We start from the raw sequence: 18,204 nt of genomic DNA, 5'->3' as shown, positions 1-18,204 counted from the left end.
GCACCTCGCGCTCCAGCTGCTTGAGCCGGTCCTGCTCGGCCGTCGTCACGCCGGGCCGCAGCCCGTGGTCCCGCTCATGCCGGCGAACCCACAGCCGCAGCGTCTCGGCCTCGCAGCCGATCTTCGCCGCAATCGACTGGATCGCCGCCCACTGCGATCCGTGCTCGCCACGGTGCTCGAATACCATCCGCACCGCGCGCTCCCTGACCTCCGGTGAATACCGCGTCTGCTTCTTGCTCATAGCTCCATCCTCTCAAAGAGTGGAGCCTCCGAGATAGTCGGGGCGGTTCAACCCTTCCAAATATAGGACCCAGCCCGTCTCTTCCGCTTGGTAGTAGTGCTCGAAGCCAATTTCCTTGAGTGCCTTTGTAACTTGGCTCCCGCGATCGTCGATGCGATGCGGCTTCCCAACAAACGCGATCACAATGTCCCGGTCCGCCGCCTCATTGAGCAAAACTTCCGAGTGACTGGCCGCCACGATCTGGCTCCGGGTTTCCGCCGCTGTTTCTGTCAAGATTTGATAGATCTGCCGTTGACGGAGAATTTCCAGATGCGCATCGGGCTCATCAAGCAGCAGAACAGCACCAGGATTTGCAGTCATATGTGCTAATAGGAGCAGGGTTTGCTGCTGCCCGCGCCCGCTCGAAGATATATCGAGCTCTGTTCCACGAGGACTCAAATAAGACATTACTATCTCTCCCCGTTCGCTAATATATTGCGGAGGATTGAGACGAATTCCGAAAAGAGCCAGCATTCGATTCATCAGCCGATCCCACTTGACCTGCCCATTCTCCCCTTGCAAGACCTGCCAGCAGAGATTTCGCATCACCTCCGCCGTACGCCCCTCACCGAGACGAACGTTAATTGCCCCCTGGTCAAGCCGGTCCTCGTTAGCAGCCAAACCAGACATTGGAGGCAAATAAGCGATTCGCCTTTCGATGGCAGCGTCAGGAACCTCCATGCGACGATCGTCTGCAAGACGAATCGCTCTGCAGTAAAGAGACTCTTCGTTGGCGTAGTAAAACTCAAGTCCGCATACCCAACTTTTACCTTGAAAAACACCTTCAACAATGATGTCGATGAATATCTTCTGCGTGCCGTTCTGACGGCTCGACTCTTGTGTGCGTAAGTCACGCCATAGAAGGTTTGCAGCCGGAACCGCCACGGAGATTAGGTCTCGTCGGTTAATGGTGACGCCCGGGCGCTTCTCTGGAACATTTCCGGCCCCGCGCTTTTCGATCCACCGTCGGACACCGATATCCCATAGTGCTAGCGCCTGAAGTGCGGACGTTTTTCCAGCGTTATTCGGGCCGATCAAGACCACCCGGTCTCCAAGCTCTAGTTCAACTTCATCAAACAGCTTGAAATTGCGAATTGTTAATTTAGTAAGCATAACCGCTAGCACTCCGGCTGCTTTTGTTTGGCACCCACGCACTCATCGCCCAAGCTGCTTCCGCTGAAATTTACTCAGTCCGGTAGAGCTCACTGCCCCTGTTGCGGAACTCCTCGGACTTCTCGGCCATGCCGCGCTGCAGCGCCTCGGCCTCGTCGGCGCCGACCCTGGCCGCGTATTCGCGCACGTCCTGCGTGATCTTCATCGAGCAGAAGTGCGGGCCGCACATCGAGCAGAAGTGCGCGAGCTTGGCACCTTCCTGCGGCAGCGTCTCGTCGTGGAATTCCTTGGCCTTCTCCGGATCGAGGCCGAGGTTGAACTGGTCTTCCCAGCGGAACTCGAAGCGCGCCTTGGACAGCGCGTTGTCGCGCACCTGCGCGCCGGGAAAGCCCTTGGCGAGGTCGGCGGCGTGCGCGGCGATCTTGTAGGTGATGATGCCCTCGCGCACGTCGTCCTTGTCCGGCAGGCCGAGATGTTCCTTGGGCGTGACGTAGCAAAGCATCGCGCAGCCGTACCAGCCGATGTTGGCGGCGCCGATGCCGGAGGTGATGTGGTCGTAGCCGGGCGCGATGTCGGTGGTCAGCGGCCCGAGCGTGTAGAACGGCGCCTCGAAGCAGTGCTTGAGCTGCTCGTCCATGTTCTCCTTGATCATCTGCATCGGCACGTGGCCGGGGCCTTCGATCATCACCTGCACGTCGTGCTTCCAGGCGATCTGCGTCAGCTCGCCGAGCGTGTGCAGCTCGCCGAACTGCGCTTCGTCATTGGCGTCGGCGATCGAGCCCGGACGCAGACCGTCGCCGAGCGAGAAGCTGACGTCGTAGGCCTTCATGATTTCGCAGATTTCCTCGAAGTGCGTGTAGAGGAAATTCTCCTGGTGATGCGCGAGGCACCACTTGGCCATGATCGAGCCGCCGCGCGAGACGATGCCGGTGACGCGGTTCGCGGTCCACGGGATGTAGCGCAAGAGCACGCCGGCGTGGATCGTGAAGTAGTCGACGCCCTGCTCGGCCTGCTCGATCAGCGTGTCGCGGAAGATTTCCCAGGTCAGGTCCTCGGCCTTGCCGTTGACCTTTTCCAGCGCCTGGTAGATCGGCACGGTGCCGATCGGCACCGGCGAGTTGCGCAGGATCCACTCGCGCGTCTCGTGAATGTTCTTGCCGGTCGACAGATCCATCACCGTGTCGCCGCCCCAGCGCGTCGCCCACACCATCTTCTCGACTTCCTCGGCGATCGAGCTGGTGACGGCGCTGTTGCCGATGTTGGCGTTGATCTTCACGCGGAAGTTGCGGCCGATGATCATCGGCTCGAGTTCCGGGTGGTTGATGTTGGCGGGGATGATGGCGCGGCCGCGCGCGACTTCATCGCGCACGAACTCCGGCGTGATCTCCTTCTGCAGGAAGGCACCGAAGCCGTGGCCGGCGTGCTGGCGGCGCAGATAGCCGGCCTTCTCGTAGCTCTCGCGCAGTTCCTGCAGGCGGCAGTTCTCGCGGATCGCGATGAACTCCATCTCCGGCGTGACGATGCCGTGGCGCGCGTAGTGCATCTGGCTGACGTTGGCGCCGGGCTTGGCCTTGCGCGGCGCACGGATGTGCTCGAAGCGCAGCTCGGCAGTCTTGTCGTCGGCAGCGCGGATGCGGCCGTAGATCGAGCTCGGGCCCTTGAGCCGCTCGGTGTCGCCGCGCGCCTCGATCCAGGCTTCGCGCAGCGCCGGCAGGCCGGCGCGCAGGTCGATCGTCACGTCCGGATCGGAATACGGCCCCGAGGTGTCGTAGACGGTGACCGGCGGGTTCGGCTCGATGCCGCCGGCGCTGCGCGTCGCCGACAGCGTGATCTCGCGCATCGGCACGCGGACGTCGCCGGCGCCCTCGACGTAGATCTTGCGGCTCGCCGGAAACGGCTGGCGGACTTCGGCGGACAGCTCGTCGGCCTTGCGGAAGAGGTCCTGCGGGACGGCGTTCATGGGCACACCTTCGAAAACATGTAAAGCGGACGAAGGGATGCGCGCCGGCGGGCGAATCACGCCCGGCGAGCCTTCCCTTCGCCGGTTGGGGGAATCGGTTCGACCGGCCAGGTTCCAAGGGTGTCATCTCAGCCGACGCTCACGTCGGCACCCCCGGCTACGAACGGCTAGCTTAACCCGCCCGCCGGTCGGCGCAAAACCTGCCGTTCGGAGCGCCGCGGCCGGCCTCGACATTCCATTGACGTGCCGTGCACCGCCTCTTGACGTGGCCGCCGGCACAGTCGCGGCCGACGCAATTCAGGAATGGCGATGCCGTGAACAGGAAGGTTTGCTTGAACGCCGCGGCGGTCGCGGCGCTGGTGCTGGGCTCGGGCACGGCGGCTGCGGCGGATCTGATGACCGAGATCCGCGACGATCCGGATCGCGCCGCCGGCGACATCTTCCAGATCCTCAATCCGCTGATCGCCACCGGCGTGACGCTGTACAAGGGCGACTATCAGGGCACCAAGGAATACGCCTACAACTTCGCCGCGACCTTCGCCGCGACGCAGGCGCTGAAGTACGCGTTCGACAACACCAGCTGGGGCGAGCGCCCGAACGGCCACGACGGTTCGTTTCCGTCCGGTCACACCTCGGCCGCCTGCTCGGCCGCGGCGTTCGTGTCGGACCGCTATGGCTGGCAGTACGGCCTGCCGCTGTACGGCACCGCGCTGTTCACCGGCTACTCGCGCGTCGACGAGCACTTCCACCACTGGCGCGATGTCATCGCCGGCTGCGCGCTGGCGATCGGCGTCTCCAAGCTGATCACCACGCCCTACCAGGAAGCGCACCGGCTCAGCATCGCGCCGATCATCGACCGCGACACCGTCGGCCTGCAGCTGCACCTCGACTTCGCGCCCTGACGCGGCGCGCCAGTCAGGCGCCGTCGCGCTGGATGAAGTACAGCGCCGCGTAGATGCGCGGCTCGATCAGCAGGCCCTCGGCCGCCTTGTCGCGCAGCCAGCCGTCGACCTTGGCCAGCGGCACGCGATGCACGGTGATGTCCTCGCCGGCGACGCCGCCGCCCGGGCCGACACGGACCAGATCGCGAATGCGCACGAGGTGCAGCATCTCGCTGGTCAGCCCCGCGGCGACCGGCCCCGACAGCAGGATCTCGGCGCGCGCGCCGCGATAGCCGGTTTCCTCTTCGAGCTCGCGCAGCGTCGAGGCTTCGATGCTCTCGTCCTTGAAATCCGCCTCGTCGCCGATCATGCCGGCCGGCAGCTCGATCGTGCGCGCCTGCAGCGGCAGGCGGTACTGCTCGACGAGCAGCAGCTCGTGCTCCGAGGTCAGCGCGGCGATGAAGCCGGCGCCGGCACTGTTGACGCGCGAGACGTACTCCCAGTGGCGGTCGCGCAGCAGGCGCAGGAACTTGCCGCGATGGAGTTCTTCGATGACGGGCGTATCGGCGTTCATGATCGGCTGAAAGGAAAAGGTTGCTTGCGCTTTCACGGCTTGCCGGGCACCCAGCGCTCGGCACGCGCCGCCGGCTGCGGCCCCTGCGCCAGCATCTCGGCGAGCCACGGCAGCACCGGTTCGATCTCGGTGACGAAGGCGTACGGCGGATTGACGACGAGCACACCGCAGGCATGCATCTGCCCCGCGCTCGGCGCGCCGGTCTCGAGCGTGTAGTTGATTGCCTCGCGCGCGCCGTCGCGGCGCACGCGGCGCAGGAAGCGCTCGGTGTCGAAACGCTTCTTGTACGGATACCAGACCGCGTAGACGCCGTTGGCGAAGCGCGCCTGGGCGCGCTGCAGGAACGCGGCGACGGCGTCGAACTCGTCGGGCCGCTCGAACGGCGGGTCGACCAGCACCAGCCCGCGCTTCTCGCGCGGCGGCAACAGCGCCGGCACTTCGTAGCCGTCGCGCTGGTGCACGGCGACGCGCGGATCGGCGCCGAGCGCGGCCTTCAGCTCGGCGGCGATCGCCGGCTCGCGTTCGCACAGCACGATGCGATCATCGCGGCGCGCCAGCTGGCTCGCGAACCACGGCGAACCGGGGTAGCGGCGCAGCTCGCCGCCGCCGTCGGCGATGCCATTCATCGCACGCACGATGTCGAGATAGGCGGCGACCGGCGCCGGCGCGTCGCGCATCGGCAGCAGGCGGGCGATGCCGTCGTGGAACTCGGCGGTGCGTTCGGCCGCGGCGCTGCGCAGGTCGTAGTCGCCGCCGCCGGCGTGGGTCTCGATGTAGGCCCACGGGGTCTCCTTGCGGTTCAGCGCGCGCAGCAGGCCGCAGAGCAGGACGTGCTTGAACACGTCCGCGAAATTGCCGGCGTGAAAACGATGCTGGTAGTGCAAGCGCGGATCCGTGAACGACGAGGGCCGGCAGTATAGCGAGCAGCGGCCGCGTCCCCCGCCGCGCGCAGCGCCGCCGCACGGCGCTATGCTGGCGGCCGGCTGACGCGACCGATCGCCATATCGGCAGGAGTTTCATCATGGCCACCGGCTGGGCGCACGACGGCGCCGTGCAGGATCAGATCGACGCGACCGTGCAGGACGCGGTGCTGCGCGCGCGCAGCAAGCTGGCCGACGGACCGAGCCTGAGCCATTGTCTGGAATGCGGCGAACCGATTGCCGAGGCGCGCCGCACGGCAATCCCCGGCGTGCGCCTGTGCGTGGCCTGCCAGGAAGCGCAGGATCGCAGACCCGAGAATCTGAGCGGCTACAACCGCCGCGGCAGCAAGGACAGCCAGCTGCGCTGAGGCAGCGCCTGGCCTGCGCCCGCGCAAATTCAAAAAAAGCCGCGGCCACGACGGGGGGACGAAGCGGTGGCCGCGGGACAAATCCGGCACGCGCTCAGGTTCGCAGTGCCGGTTTCCTCGGGGGGGATCGTGATGCCGGGCCGCGGCGACGCCCCGAGGCGCCGCCGCGGGTCTGATGCCTCAGAACATGTACTTGGCGGAGAACTGCAGGCGATCGAGATTGCCGTCGTCGCCGTTCTCGACCTCGCGATGCGCGTGACGGAACTCGGCGCCGAGCGTCAGCGTCTTGACCGGTGAGTACAGCAGGTTGACGGCGGCGCTGTAGACCGTCTTGGTCGTCGTCGCCGTATTGACCAGATTCTCGTCGTTGTCGACGCTCAGGCCGGAGATCGCCAGCGAGCTGCGCAGCTGCGAGGTCCACGGATGGCGGTAGGCGATGTAGCCGGCGTAGACCGGCACGGTGCTCAGGTCGGTGCCGTCGAGCACGGCGTCGGTCGCGGTGCCGAGCGCCACGTAGCGGCCGATGCCGTCGCCGCCGGTCAGCATGAAGCGGATGTCGTCCTTGCCGAGCGGAATCTTGCCGGAGACGCTGACGCCGCCGCCGAACGCGGTGTCGTCGCGCGCCGGCACCGCCGGCGGACCGGCGACCGCGGCATTGTCGATCTTGAGCTGGCGCAGCACGGCGGCCACGTTCAGTTCGGCGCTGCCGAGCTTGAAGCCGTAGCGCGCCGTGACGTCCGGCAGGATGTTGTCGTCGGTCGCGCCGACGCCGGCGACCGTGGTCTGCGGATTCTCCAGCGCGATCGCGAAGCCGCCTTTCGTGTAACGCACCTGCGGCTGGCGCGCGAAGACGGTGCCTTCCGACGGGAAGGCGACGAAGTCCAGCGTCTCCGGAATCGCGCCGAGGTTGATGAACGTGGTCCAGTCCTGGCCGAACAACCAGTTGTCGAAAGTGATGTACGCGCGGCGCAAGGCCGGGTTGTAGGCGTTGGTGGTGTTCTCGTTGCCGGCGCCGCTCGCCGCGCCGTTGATGGTCGGGTTGATCTGGCCGCTGATGAAATCGAACTCGATCAGCGTGCCGAGCTTGTGGCCCTCGACCGGCGTGTCGGTCTTGATGAACAGCCGCGTTTCCTTGGCGTGCAGGTCGAGCGTGCTGTGCGATTCGCCGCTGCCGCCCGATACCGGGATCGCGCTCGGCACGTAGAAGTCGCGCGCCGTGCCCTGGCCGACCTCGCCGTCCGAGAAGCGGCTGGCGAGCACGTCGAGCTTCACGTATCCGCCGATCGTCACGTTGGTATCGCCGAACTTGGTCTCGGCGGCCTGCGCGGCGTGCGCCGCGAACAGCACGCCGGCAGCGGCGGCTATGCCTAGCTTGTTCATCTAGTCTCCTCCAGCTTGTTATGTCGTCGCCGGCACGGAAAGCGCCGGTGCAACGATGAAGGGGCAAGCCGCATGCCATGCCGGAACGGAACGTCGATTCCCATATAAAGCAAAGGCTTGTCTGGCGAACGCCGACCGGCGCGCAACGCCGTTGTCACATTCCGGAACCGAGGCCTGTTACGCTCGGTAACAGATGCGGAGAGGAGAACGCGCCATGCAGCGCGATAGCGGCGGCAGCGGCAACGACCGCGCCGTGATCTTGTTTCTGATCGCCCTCGGCGTGCTGCTGCCGCCGGGGCTGTGGGTCTGGGCCGGCGCCGGCCGGCCGTGGTGGTGGCTGTACGCGGCCTGGTTCGCGGTGATCGCCGCCATCGCCGTCCTGCGCACGCGCGCGCCGCGATGACGACCGAACTCTGGCAGCTGTTCCTCGCCGGACTCGGCTATCTGGCCGTGCTGTTCGTCGTCGCCTACGCCGCCGAGCGCGGCTGGCTGCCGCAGCGCGTGGTCCGCCATCCGCTGACCTACGCGCTCTCGCTCGGCGTCTACGCCACCACCTGGAGCTTCTACGGCAGCGCCGGTTTCGCGGCGACGCAAGGCTATCTGTACCTGACGATCTACGTCGGCGTGACGCTGGCCTTCGTGCTCGCGCCGGTGCTGCTGCAACCGCTGCTGCGCCTGGTGCGCGACTACCAGCTCGCCTCGCTCGCCGATCTGTTCGCGTTCCGCTATTCGAGCCCGTGGACCGGCATGCTGGTGACGGTCTGCATGCTGGTCGGCGTGCTGCCGTACATCGCCCTGCAGATCCAGGCGGTCGTCAGCTCGGCACAGGTGCTCACGCGCGAACCGTCGACCGGCATGCTGGCGCTGGTGTTCTGCGCGACGGTGACGCTGTTCGCGGTGCTGTTCGGCGCCCGCAACGTCACGCCGCGCGAGAAGCACGAAGGCCTGGTCGTGGCGATCGCCTTCGAGTCGCTGATCAAGCTCATCGCGCTCGCGGCCTGCGGCGCGTTCGCGCTGTTCGGCGTGTTCGGCGGCCCGGCCGGGCTGCAGGCCTGGCTCGCCGCGCATCCGCAGGCGGTCGCGCAGCTGCAGGCGCCGCTGCGCGAGGGCAGCTGGACGACGCTGCTGTTGCTCGCGTTCTCGGCCGCGTTCCTGCTGCCGCGCCAGTTCCACATGCTGTTTGCGGAGAACATCAATCCCGACGGCCTGCGCGTCGCCAGCTGGGCTTTCCCGCTGTTCCTGCTGCTGCTCAATCTCGCCGTGCCGGTGCTGCTGTGGGCCGGGCAGGCGTCGGGGCTCGACGTACCGCCGGACTACTACGCGCTGGCGCTGGCGCAGCGCGGCGGCGGCTGGCTGACGTTCCTGACTTTCATCGGCGGCATCTCGGCGGCGAGCGCGATGATCATCGTCGAGAGCCTGGCGCTGGCGGCGATGTGCCTCAACCACCTGATCCTGCCGCTCTGGGTCAACAGCGGCGCGCCGCCGTCGCAGCATCTGTACCGGCGCCTGCTGTGGGGCCGCCGCGTGCTGATCGCCGTGGTCATCTTCACCGGCTACGGCGCTTACGCAACGATGCGCAAGACCTCCGGGCTGGTCCATCTCGGCCTGATCTCGTTCTGCGCGGTCACGCAGTTCCTGCCGGCGGTGATCGCGATGCTCAGCTGGCCGCGCGCCAACCGCGTCGGCTTCCTCGCCGGGGTCAGCGGCGGCATGTCGATGTGGTTCCTGATCCTGGTCTGGCCGCTGGCCTTCGGCTCGCCGTCGCCGCTCGCCGGCCTGCCGCTGCACGACGAGGATCCCTGGCTGTTCGCGACGTTCTGGTCGCTCGCCGTCAACGTGCTGCTGTTCGCGCTCGGCTCGCTGCTCGCGGCGCCGAGCGCCAAGGAGCAGGCCGCCGATCAGGCCTGTCGTCTCGATGCCGTGCTGCTGCTGTCGGAGCGCCCGCAGGCGCTCGGCATCGCCGAGCTGCGCGCGCGCATCGGTGCCGCGCTCGGACCGGAAGCCGCGCAGGCCGAGCTGGCGCGCGCGCTCGCCGATCTCAAGCTCGACGATACCGAGCGCCGGCCGCGCCAGCTGCACTTCCTGCTCGAACGTCTGCAACGCAACCTGTCCGGCCTGGTCGGTCCGCAGCTCGCGCGCGAGGTACTGGCCAGCGACGAAGCCGCGGCGCCGCGGCGGCGCCTCGTCGAGGAGGAACTGGAGCACTCGCAGGATCGCCTGCGCGGCTTGGCCGCCGAACTCAATCACCTGCGCCGCTTCCATCGCCAGATCCTGCAGGACCTGCCGGTCGGCGTCTGCTCGCTCGGCCCGCAGCGCGAGGTGCTGTTGTGGAACGAGCGCATGGCGGAGATCGCCGGCCTGCCGGCCGACGCCATGCTCGGCGCTCGCGTCGACGAGCTGCCGCCGCCGTGGCAGGCCCTGTTCACGCGCCTGATCGACGCCGACACGCCGCACCTCTACAAGCAGCAGGCAACGCTGGCCGGCCGCACGCGCTGGCTGAATTTGCACAAGGAAGCGATCGGCGAAGCCGGCGGCGAAACGGCCGGCCTGGTGCTGCTGGTCGAGGATCTCACCGAGCAGCAGCAGCTCGAAGCCGAGCTTGCGCACAGCGCGCGGCTGGCGTCGATCGGCACGCTGGCGTCCGGCGTCGCGCACGAGATCGGCAATCCGCTGACCGGCATTTCCTGCATCGCGCAGAACCTGCGCGACGAGGACGATCCACACGAGCGCGAGCAGGGCATCGACGAAATCCTCGCGCAGTCGCGGCGCATCAGCGACATCGTGCAGTCGCTGCTCAGCTTCGCGCGGCCGTCGGCGCCGGAGACGCGCACGCTCGACCGCCTCGAACTCGCGGCCCTGGTCGACGAGGCGATCCGCCTCGTGCGCCTGTCGCGTTCCGGCCGCGACATCGCCTTCGTCAATCGCGTGCCGCCGGCGCTGGCCGTCGACGGCGATCGCGCGCGCCTGACGCAGGTCTTCCTCAACCTGCTCGCCAACGCCGCCGACGCCTCGCCGGCCGGCGGCCGCATCGAGATCCGCGCCACGCGCGGCGCGGCCAGCGTCACGGTCGAAGTGCAGGACTGGGGCAGCGGTATTCCGGAAGCGCTGCTCGATCGCATCTTCGAGCCGTTCGTCACGACCAAGGAACCCGGCCGCGGCACCGGACTCGGCCTGCCGCTGGTGTTCCGCATCGTCGCCGATCACGGCGGCAGCATCACCGTCGCCAGCCACGCCGGCGCCGGCACCACCTTCACCTTGCGCCTGCCGGCCGCATCCGAATCGCTGCAGGGCATCCTGACCTGAGACCGCCATGAGCCGCATCCTCATCGTCGAAGACGAAGCCGTCATCCGTCGCCAGCTCGCCCGCCTGCTCGCGCGGCACGACTACCAGATCGCCGAAGCCGGCAGCGTCGCCGAAGCCGAGTCGCTGGGGCCGTCGCAGTTCGATCTCGTCATCGCCGACGTGCGCCTGCCGGGCGCGCCCGGCACCGATCTGATCCCGCGCGCGGCACCGACGCCGGTGCTGGTGATGACCAGCTACGCCAGCATCCGTTCGGCGGTCGAGGCCATGCAGCTCGGCGCCGCCGACTACATCGCCAAACCCTTCGACCACGACGAGATGCTGCTGACGATCGCCCGCATCCTGAAAAGCGGCCTGCAGGCTCGGCAAAACGCGGCGCTCAAGCAGGATCTCGGCCGCGACTATCCGACGCTCGGCATGGTCGGCAACAGCACCGCGATACGTGAGGTCTTCGACCGCGTGCGCCGCGTCGCCGGCGCCGACGTCACCGTGCTGATCCGCGGCGAATCGGGCACCGGCAAGGAACTCGTGGCACGCGCGATCCACGATCTCGGCACGCGCAAGGATGTCCCGTTCATCGCCGTCAATTGCGCGGCGATTCCCGACAACCTGATCGAGGCTGAACTGTTCGGCCACGAGAAAGGCGCGTTCACCGGCGCGACGCAGAAAAAGGATGGCCTGATCGCCGCCGCGCATGGCGGCACGCTGTTCATGGACGAGGTCGGCGAGCTGGCGCCCGGCGTGCAGTCGCGCCTGCTGCGCGTGCTGCAGGAAGGCGAGATCCGCCCGGTCGGCAGCACGCAGTCACGGCGGGTCGACGTACGCCTGCTCGCCGCGACGCACCGCGATCTGGAGCAGATGGTGCGCGACAAGAGCTTTCGCGAAGATCTCTACTACCGCCTCAAGGTCATGGAGATCACGCTGCCGCCGCTGCGCGCGCGCGGCGACGACGTCGAGCTGCTCGCCCGGCATTTGCTCGAGCGCGCCGCCCAGCGCCTGAGCCGCGGCGGCCTGCGTCTTTCGGAACGCGCACTCGCCGCGATCCGTCGCTACGACTGGCCCGGCAACGTACGCGAACTCGGCAACGCACTCGAACGCGCGGTGATCCTCTGCGACGGCCCGGCGATCGAGCCCGAGCATCTGGCGATTCCCGACTCGGCACCGGCCGCCGCCGCGCCGCTCGCCGCCGCCGGCAGCGGCCAGAGCCTCGACGACTACTTCCGCCAGTTCGTGCTCACCAATCAGGACGCGATGACCGAATCCGATCTGGCGCGCGCGCTCGGCATCAGCCGCAAGACGCTCTGGGAGCGCCGCGGCAAGATGAACCTGCCACGCAGCCGCGGCTGAGGCCGAACAGTTCACAGTTGCCTGCGGAGACGCCCCTGGAAGCGTGAGCTGGCGCTCATTCCGACGGGTGTCCATACGTATTCTTGACGCCCACGGCCTGTTTCGAGTCCGGTGGACAGCGATCATGACGGCACGGCATCACGGCACACGCTGGAGCGGCGCCATCCTGCTGGGGATGGCGATGCTGCCCGTCGTCGCGACGGCGCAGACCCGCATCGACTTCAATGCCGTCCCGCAGATCCGCCAGCTGTTCGGAAGCTGGCCATTGCCCGACATCATCGACGGCGCCTGCAGCCGCGACGGCGAATCCGGCATTTGCCTGCGGCGGCAAGCTCCGCAGCCCGCCGCGCAGGAACTCTTCGTCAGCGTTCGCGACGGCCGCGCATTCGGCATTTGGGAGCCGCCGTCCGCACACCGTCACGATTCGCGTGTGCACAGCGTTTCCGACCGCACGGCGCTGCCCGCTGATCTCGGCCGCGCCGGCGACATCCGCCGCGCCCTGCGCAGCGACACGCCGTGCCCGATGCTCGTCGTCAATCGTGCGCAGGCGGACGAAGCGCGTCCACTGGGCTGGCTGCGCACCTTCATCGACCTGCAGAACAACACCGGCCGTGATGTGTTCTACGGCATCGAGTTCTGGAACGGCGAATACGGCGGGCGACTGCCGCGCGGCGCGCAGCAATCCCAGTATCTGGAGAATCTGATCCTGGCCGCCAACGGCGTCTGGGCCTTCGTTTTCGAACTCGACCGCGCGCAACGCGGCACCGGGTTCTCCGCCTCCACGTGGCGACCGGGCGACGTGCAGGCAACGTTTCTCCGATGCCCGGCGCCTACTATCACACCAGGGGGATAGATCATGCGCTTCGTTCTACTGATGTCGCTGATGCTGGCGGCAGGGGTGGCCTCGGCTTCCGACCGTGACCAGCCGCCGCCGCTTCATGCCAAGTCGATTGCGCCGAAGAACACCACATCGAATATCGCGCCGCCCGTCGAGAGCGACACGACCTTCGTCGTCAACTCGGGTTCCGGGCTCGACACCGGTTGCACCTTCCGCAGCGGCGGGCCGCTCGTCATCACGCTGAAAATTCCGCGCGTGCTCTCCGACACCATCGCCAATCTGGTCGCCAAGGGCGGCCTCGGCGCGACCGCGCGCATCTTCTTCCCGGCCTATGACGTCGATTACGACGGCGGGGGCAGTTCGATTCCGCCGGAGCGCGACCTCATCTCGCTCAACGGCACGAACATCGACAACGCCGCCGGCGTCGGCCCGTATCTGAACGGCTACAACAACGCCTGGTATCTGAACGAATTCAAGATACCGGTCGGCCTACTGAACTTCGGCAGCGCCGGCACGCCGGGCGACAACGTCCTGCAGATCGACATCGATACCGCCAGCGGATCGGACGAGAACTGGTGCACCGGCATCGACTGGGTTGCCGTGACGATCGAGGCCCCTGTGCCCGCGCTGCTCCTGCACGGCTTTCTGTCCGACGGGCCTGGCGCCTGGGCCGGCGGCGGCGTCCTGCAGGGACTCAACGACGACGGCGTGCAGAACTCCGGTTCGGACATCAGCATCGGCGGCTTCGACTCCATCGCCGACAACGCCGGCGACATCAAATCCAAGATCGCCGCGTACAAGCAGGCCTGGGGCATCAAGCGCGTACAGCTGATCGGCCACTCCAAGGGCGGCCTCGATTCGCGCGGCTATATCGAGAGCGGCGCCTACGACGACGATGTCGTGCGCCTGATCCAGGTCGGCTCACCCAACAAGGGCAGTCCGGCCGCCGACGTCGGCACCGTTCTCCAGTACTGGCTCGGCGGTGTCCTGGCGTCGGCCCTGAATCCGGCGCTGATCAACCTGTCGACCACCTACATGGCGTACTTCAACGCCCGGCACGGTGCCAACCCGGCGGTGCCGACGATTTCATTCGCCGGCGTGCATACCGGCGGCAATTGCCTGCTGTCGGGCTGGACGTGGCTGCTCGGCGACAACGACGGCATCGTGCCGCTCGGCAGTGCACATGGCCTGTCGTATGCGACCAAGCTCGGACCGCTGAACAGCAGCAGCGACGACAGCTGCCACACCGGCATGAACAAGTCGCGTCTGGTCTACGACCAGTATCTGCGCAGCTACGCACTCGCCGCGGATACGCAGGGCACGAGCAACAAGCGCAAGGTGGCGGGCACCAGCGACGGCAACATGGGCGCCGTGATGCTCGCGCAATCGATGGCGTCGGTCGCCGTCGGCGCGGAAGCGACGCTCGAGTTCCCGCTTGCCGGTGGCGGCGGCGAATCGTTTGCCATCGCCTTCGCCGGCGACCCTGCGCAGTACGACATCAGCCTTCGTCTTCCGAACGGCGACATCGTCACGCCGACGTCCGGCACCGGCGCCACGATCGGCGATCTCGGACTGGGTTCGCTGGGTCTGATCCAGGGCACGATCAGTTCGACGCAGACCGGCACCGCACGCGTGATCGTCAAAGCGACGCGCACGACCGCGAACAGCAAGCTCGTACTGTCGGCTTTCCCAGCCGGTCTGAGCGACGCGGCGTATATCTATGCGATGCCCGAAATCGGCGTCGTCGGCGCTGATATGAGCTTGCGCTTCTCAATGACGCGTAACGCCGCCGCGCTGGCGCTGACCGGTGGCTCGGTGACAGTCACCTACGCCGACGCCCATCAGGCAACGGTGCCGCTCACCGTCGACGGCAGCGACCTGACCGGCGTGCTGCGGCCCGATGCCGCCGGCACCGTACTGATGACCTTGACGGCGCAGACGGCGAGCGGCACCCGCGTCAGCAATGTGCTGTTCCCGGTCATCGATCCCGCGGTGACCCTGAGCAGCGACACGGCGAGCGCGGTCACCACCCTCGATACGAACGGCAACGGTCTGATCGACGTGCTGCAGGTACCGGTCGCGCTCGCAGCACCGGCACCGGGCGACTACGACATTCGTGGCGAATTGCGCACATCGGGCGGACAGAGCGTCATCGGTGTCGGCCGTCTCACGGCCGGCGCAGCCGAGGCGGTATCCGGCGTGCTCAGCTTCCCAGGCAACGAGCTGTACCTGAGCGGCGAGAACGGCCCGTACACGCTCGTGAAAGCAAGCGCGATCCGCGTCGACAGCTCGCAGCTGGTCGGCGAATCGACGCTGACGCGGACCACGCCTGGGTACGACCACACCATCTTCGAGCACAACCCGGTCCTGGTCGGCGCCATCGAATCGTCGCGCGGCATCGACGAGAACGGCACCGACGGCATCGAAGCCATCGAGGTCTCGTTCCCGGTCGAGGTGGACGCCGCCGGCACCTACACGTACTCGGCGCGGCTCAGCAGCCTGTTCGGCGACGAACTGGGCTTCCAGCAGAAGACCTCGAACCTGACCGCCGGCAGCAACGTCCTGACGCTGCGCTTCCCGACGACGGAGATCGTGGCGCGGAACCTGCCACCGCCGTTCGTCGTCGAAGGTCTGCTGATCTTTGGCAACGGCGGCTCGGCGATCCGCAATGTCGTCGGCAGCATCAACAGCCCGGCCACGTCGGCCATGGAGGGTTACGTTCCCTGTGCGCTGGCCGTGACGCCTTCAAGCGTCGAGTTTCCGCTCACTGCACGCGGCAGCAATTCGACCGCCGAGCTGTCCCTCGCCGCCAGCGGCAACAACTGTGTCGTCACCGCGCTCGACACGGCGGCACCGTTCGCGATCGGCGCAACGACGCTGCCGCTGCTCGTCGAGAAGGACCAGACCGTCAAAGTGACGCTCAGTTTCGCGCCGACCGCGGCCGGTCCGGCGACCGGAACACTCGACGTGAATTCGAACGATGACACGCAGCCGGTACAGCAAGTAGCGCTGAGCGGATCCGCCGATTACGACTGCGTGTTCGAGACGAACCCCGGCACGCTCGATTTCGGCACGGTACGAGAAGGCAGCAGCGCGACGCGGCAGATCACGGTCCAGAATGCCGCCGACGGTCCCGGTTGCACGCTGTCGTCGATCGACAGCGACGGCGCCGAGTTCACCTTCAACTCGAGCGTCGCAGACGGGACGGCGCTGGCAGCCGGCCAATCGTTCACGATCGACGTGAAGTTCACGCCGGCCTCGACCGAGGCGTCCAGCGCAACGCTGACCCTCACCGGCGCGCACGACGAGACGGCGACCGTCGCCATGAGCGGCAGCGGCGGACGCAAGCACAACGGCGGCGCGCTGCCGTGGAGCAGCCTGCTGGTGCTTGGTGCGCTCTTTGGCCTGCGGCGCCGGCTTCGCTGAGCCCGCAAGCGACTGACAAACGCCCGCCGACCGGCGGGCGTTTTTTTGTTTCCCCGCCCGGATCACCACGACCCCATCAGGACGATGATCGCGGTGCCGTGCGGACGGATGCCGCTCCGGGACCGGCCGCTGCACCCGCAGCGACAACCGCTGGCAGCAACGCCCGGAACCAGGCGGCGAGCACGGCCATCGCCAGCTGAAGCCCGCGGCGGCCGAACGGGCGCAAATCGATGACGAGCGGTCGGTGCCGGCCGGTAGCGCGCGTACTGCAGCGCAACACCCCGCCCAACGTGTGCTTGCAGACAGATGAGCGGCGACCCGGCGCGCGCTGCCGCGCTCTACGCTGTCAGCGAAATGGGAGGATTTATCTATGCGCATGTTGATGCTGCTCGCCGCGCTGCTCGGAACCGCCCCGGCCTTCGCGGCGACCACGGTCAGTAATTTCGTCGGCGCCTACACCGGTCCGATCGGCGATCTGACGGTCTCCGATACCAAGAAAGCCGGCAAGCTGTTCGCCAACACCGTCGTGACGATGAACGGCCGGCTGCTGACGCTGCCGCGCGGGACGGCCGCTTTCGACATCAGCTTCGTCCACGACGGCACCACGCGGCGCTTCCTGGTCGTGCGGCCGGAGCCGGCGACCGCCGGCGCCGCCGCGTTCCTGGTCCTGCACGGCAACGGCGGCACCCCGGAGGCGCAGTCCAACCTCACGATCATCGGCGAAGGCGTCGTCGCCAGCGGCTACTGGGCGATCCTGCCCGAAGGCGTGAACAGCAGCTGGAACGATGATCCGGGCAACTCGACCGGCGTCGACGACGTCGGCTTCCACGCCAAGATCATCGACATTCTCACCGGCTATCTCGGCCTCGACGCGAACCGCCTCTACGCCAGCGGCCTGTCGAGCGGCGCGTTCATGGCCGAGCGCCTGGGCTGCGAGCTGTCCGATCGCATCGCCGCCGTCGCACTGGTGGCCGGCACGATCTCCAAGGGACTGTCGCTGGCCTGCGCGCCGGCGACGCCGCGCCCGATCCTGTTCATCGACGGCACCGCCGACCCGATCGTGCCGTATGCCGGCGGTCGTGTCGGCGTGCTGTCGGCGCCGGACGCCTACGCGTTCTGGCTGTCGCGGCACAACTGCACGGCGAGCGCGACGATCACCACCGCGATGCCCGATACCGCCGCCGACGGCACGACCACCAGCGTGCAGACCAACACCGGCTGCGGCAGCGGCGGCGAGGTGCGTCTCTACACGGTCAGCAACGGCGGACACACCTGGCCGGGCGGCCGGCAGTATCTGTCCGAATCGCTGATCGGCAAGACCAGCCAGGACTTCAAGGCCAACACCGAACTCTGGAACTTCTTCAGCGCGCACCCGCGCTGAATCCTTCCCTGTGGGTCTTGCGGCGCGTCGGCCCCTGCGGTCGCCGCGCCGCTTTCGTTTCGTGACACCGCGTTACCTTAGGTAACGACCCCGCCGGGAGCGTCATCGCCAAGTCACTGTTTCCGTTCAATCTCGATAGTCGGCCCTGAACAACCCGCCCGCCCCTTACCCGGCGCGGGCTGAGCACCCTTGAGGCCTTGCCGAATCCTCCAGTTTCCAGTGCAATCGCATTCACTTTCTGGAAGATTTGGAGCGCAGGTTTTCAATGACCACCCCGGACTTTTTCCGCGCCCGGCTGGATGCGATGATCGATCTGCGTCACCCGCTCGCGGTATTGGCAACCCGCATGCCGTGGGCCGAGATCGAATCGGCGCTGGCGCCGTGCTTTGCCCGTCAGGACCGGCAGGGACGCCCGATCGAAGGCCTGGATCTGTT

The 18,204-nt window shown here is 67.3% G+C and carries 14 protein-coding genes and 1 pseudogene; 9 read left to right on the top strand and 6 right to left on the bottom strand.

What is annotated here, in order from left to right; all coding sequences use genetic code 11:
• From H149_RS0118645 to thiC, 3 genes are all read right to left on the bottom strand, one after another.
• On the bottom strand, window positions 1-241 hold a 241-nt coding region (locus tag H149_RS0118645), incomplete at its 3' end, for a transposase (protein ID WP_020650852.1).
• A 12-nt stretch (window positions 242-253) separates the two neighbouring features.
• The gene (locus H149_RS22945) at window positions 254-1,393 is read right to left on the bottom strand and encodes an AAA family ATPase (RefSeq protein WP_083931131.1); all 1,140 of its coding nucleotides are present in this window, start codon (window positions 1,391-1,393) and stop codon (window positions 254-256) included.
• 70 nt (window positions 1,394-1,463) lie between these two features.
• Window positions 1,464-3,353 carry a phosphomethylpyrimidine synthase ThiC gene (thiC, locus tag H149_RS0118630; RefSeq protein ID WP_020651280.1) on the bottom strand — a complete coding sequence of 630 codons (1,890 nt, stop codon included), beginning with the start codon at window positions 3,351-3,353 and terminating at the stop codon, window positions 1,464-1,466.
• 332 nt (window positions 3,354-3,685) lie between these two features.
• Between thiC and H149_RS21735 the strand changes: the two genes are divergently transcribed.
• Window positions 3,686-4,255, top strand: a complete 570-nt coding sequence (locus H149_RS21735) for a phosphatase PAP2 family protein (protein ID WP_020651279.1) — start codon at window positions 3,686-3,688, stop codon at window positions 4,253-4,255.
• A 13-nt stretch (window positions 4,256-4,268) separates the two neighbouring features.
• On the opposite strand, the gene H149_RS0118620 is transcribed toward H149_RS21735, so the two are convergent.
• Together H149_RS0118620 and H149_RS0118615 are read right to left on the bottom strand one after the other, a co-directional pair.
• Entirely contained in the window at window positions 4,269-4,808 is a 540-nt protein-coding gene (locus tag H149_RS0118620; RefSeq protein ID WP_020651278.1) for an NUDIX hydrolase, read from the bottom strand.
• Window positions 4,809-4,840: 32 nt separating this feature from the next.
• On the bottom strand, window positions 4,841-5,692 hold the full coding sequence (locus H149_RS0118615) for a 23S rRNA (adenine(2030)-N(6))-methyltransferase RlmJ (protein ID WP_020651277.1): 852 nt from the start codon (window positions 5,690-5,692) through the stop codon (window positions 4,841-4,843).
• Window positions 5,693-5,829: 137 nt separating this feature from the next.
• Between H149_RS0118615 and H149_RS0118610 the strand changes: the two genes are divergently transcribed.
• Window positions 5,830-6,096, top strand: a complete 267-nt coding sequence (locus H149_RS0118610) for a DksA/TraR family C4-type zinc finger protein (protein ID WP_020651276.1) — start codon at window positions 5,830-5,832, stop codon at window positions 6,094-6,096.
• 180 nt (window positions 6,097-6,276) lie between these two features.
• Here H149_RS0118610 and H149_RS0118605 read toward each other — a convergent pair whose 3' ends face one another.
• The gene (locus H149_RS0118605) at window positions 6,277-7,476 is read right to left on the bottom strand and encodes a DcaP family trimeric outer membrane transporter (RefSeq protein WP_026353315.1); all 1,200 of its coding nucleotides are present in this window, start codon (window positions 7,474-7,476) and stop codon (window positions 6,277-6,279) included.
• A gap of 214 nt (window positions 7,477-7,690) precedes the next feature.
• Between H149_RS0118605 and H149_RS21730 the strand changes: the two genes are divergently transcribed.
• From H149_RS21730 to H149_RS24155, 7 genes and pseudogenes are all read left to right on the top strand, one after another.
• Window positions 7,691-7,879 (top strand): hypothetical protein, encoded by a 189-nt coding sequence (locus tag H149_RS21730; RefSeq protein ID WP_020651274.1) that lies wholly within the window; start codon window positions 7,691-7,693, stop codon window positions 7,877-7,879.
• A complete protein-coding gene (locus H149_RS0118595; RefSeq protein WP_020651273.1) occupies window positions 7,876-10,779 on the top strand; it encodes a sensor histidine kinase in 2,904 nt (967 codons plus the stop codon). Before H149_RS21730 ends, H149_RS0118595 begins: the two co-directional genes overlap by 4 nt.
• Before the next feature lie 7 nt (window positions 10,780-10,786).
• Window positions 10,787-12,124: a sigma-54-dependent transcriptional regulator gene (locus tag H149_RS0118590; protein WP_020651272.1), complete on the top strand. Its 1,338-nt coding sequence runs from the start codon at window positions 10,787-10,789 to the stop codon at window positions 12,122-12,124.
• 124 nt (window positions 12,125-12,248) lie between these two features.
• Window positions 12,249-12,977, top strand: a complete 729-nt coding sequence (locus H149_RS0118585; RefSeq protein WP_020651271.1) for a hypothetical protein — start codon at window positions 12,249-12,251, stop codon at window positions 12,975-12,977.
• 3 nt (window positions 12,978-12,980) lie between these two features.
• Entirely contained in the window at window positions 12,981-16,388 is a 3,408-nt protein-coding gene (locus H149_RS0118580; protein WP_020651270.1) for a choice-of-anchor D domain-containing protein, read from the top strand.
• Window positions 16,389-16,758: 370 nt separating this feature from the next.
• Window positions 16,759-17,769, top strand: a complete 1,011-nt coding sequence (locus H149_RS0118575) for a CE1 family esterase (RefSeq protein ID WP_020651269.1) — start codon at window positions 16,759-16,761, stop codon at window positions 17,767-17,769.
• A gap of 265 nt (window positions 17,770-18,034) precedes the next feature.
• Window positions 18,035-18,204 (top strand): annotated as a pseudogene (locus H149_RS24155) (IS5/IS1182 family transposase); the annotation flags it as partial.

The organism is Solimonas variicoloris DSM 15731, assembly GCF_000382285.1.
Lineage (GTDB): Bacteria > Pseudomonadota > Gammaproteobacteria > Nevskiales > Nevskiaceae > Solimonas > Solimonas variicoloris.
The sequence above is the reverse complement of the archived record's forward strand: the minus strand, read 5'-3'. Positions and strand labels throughout refer to the sequence as shown.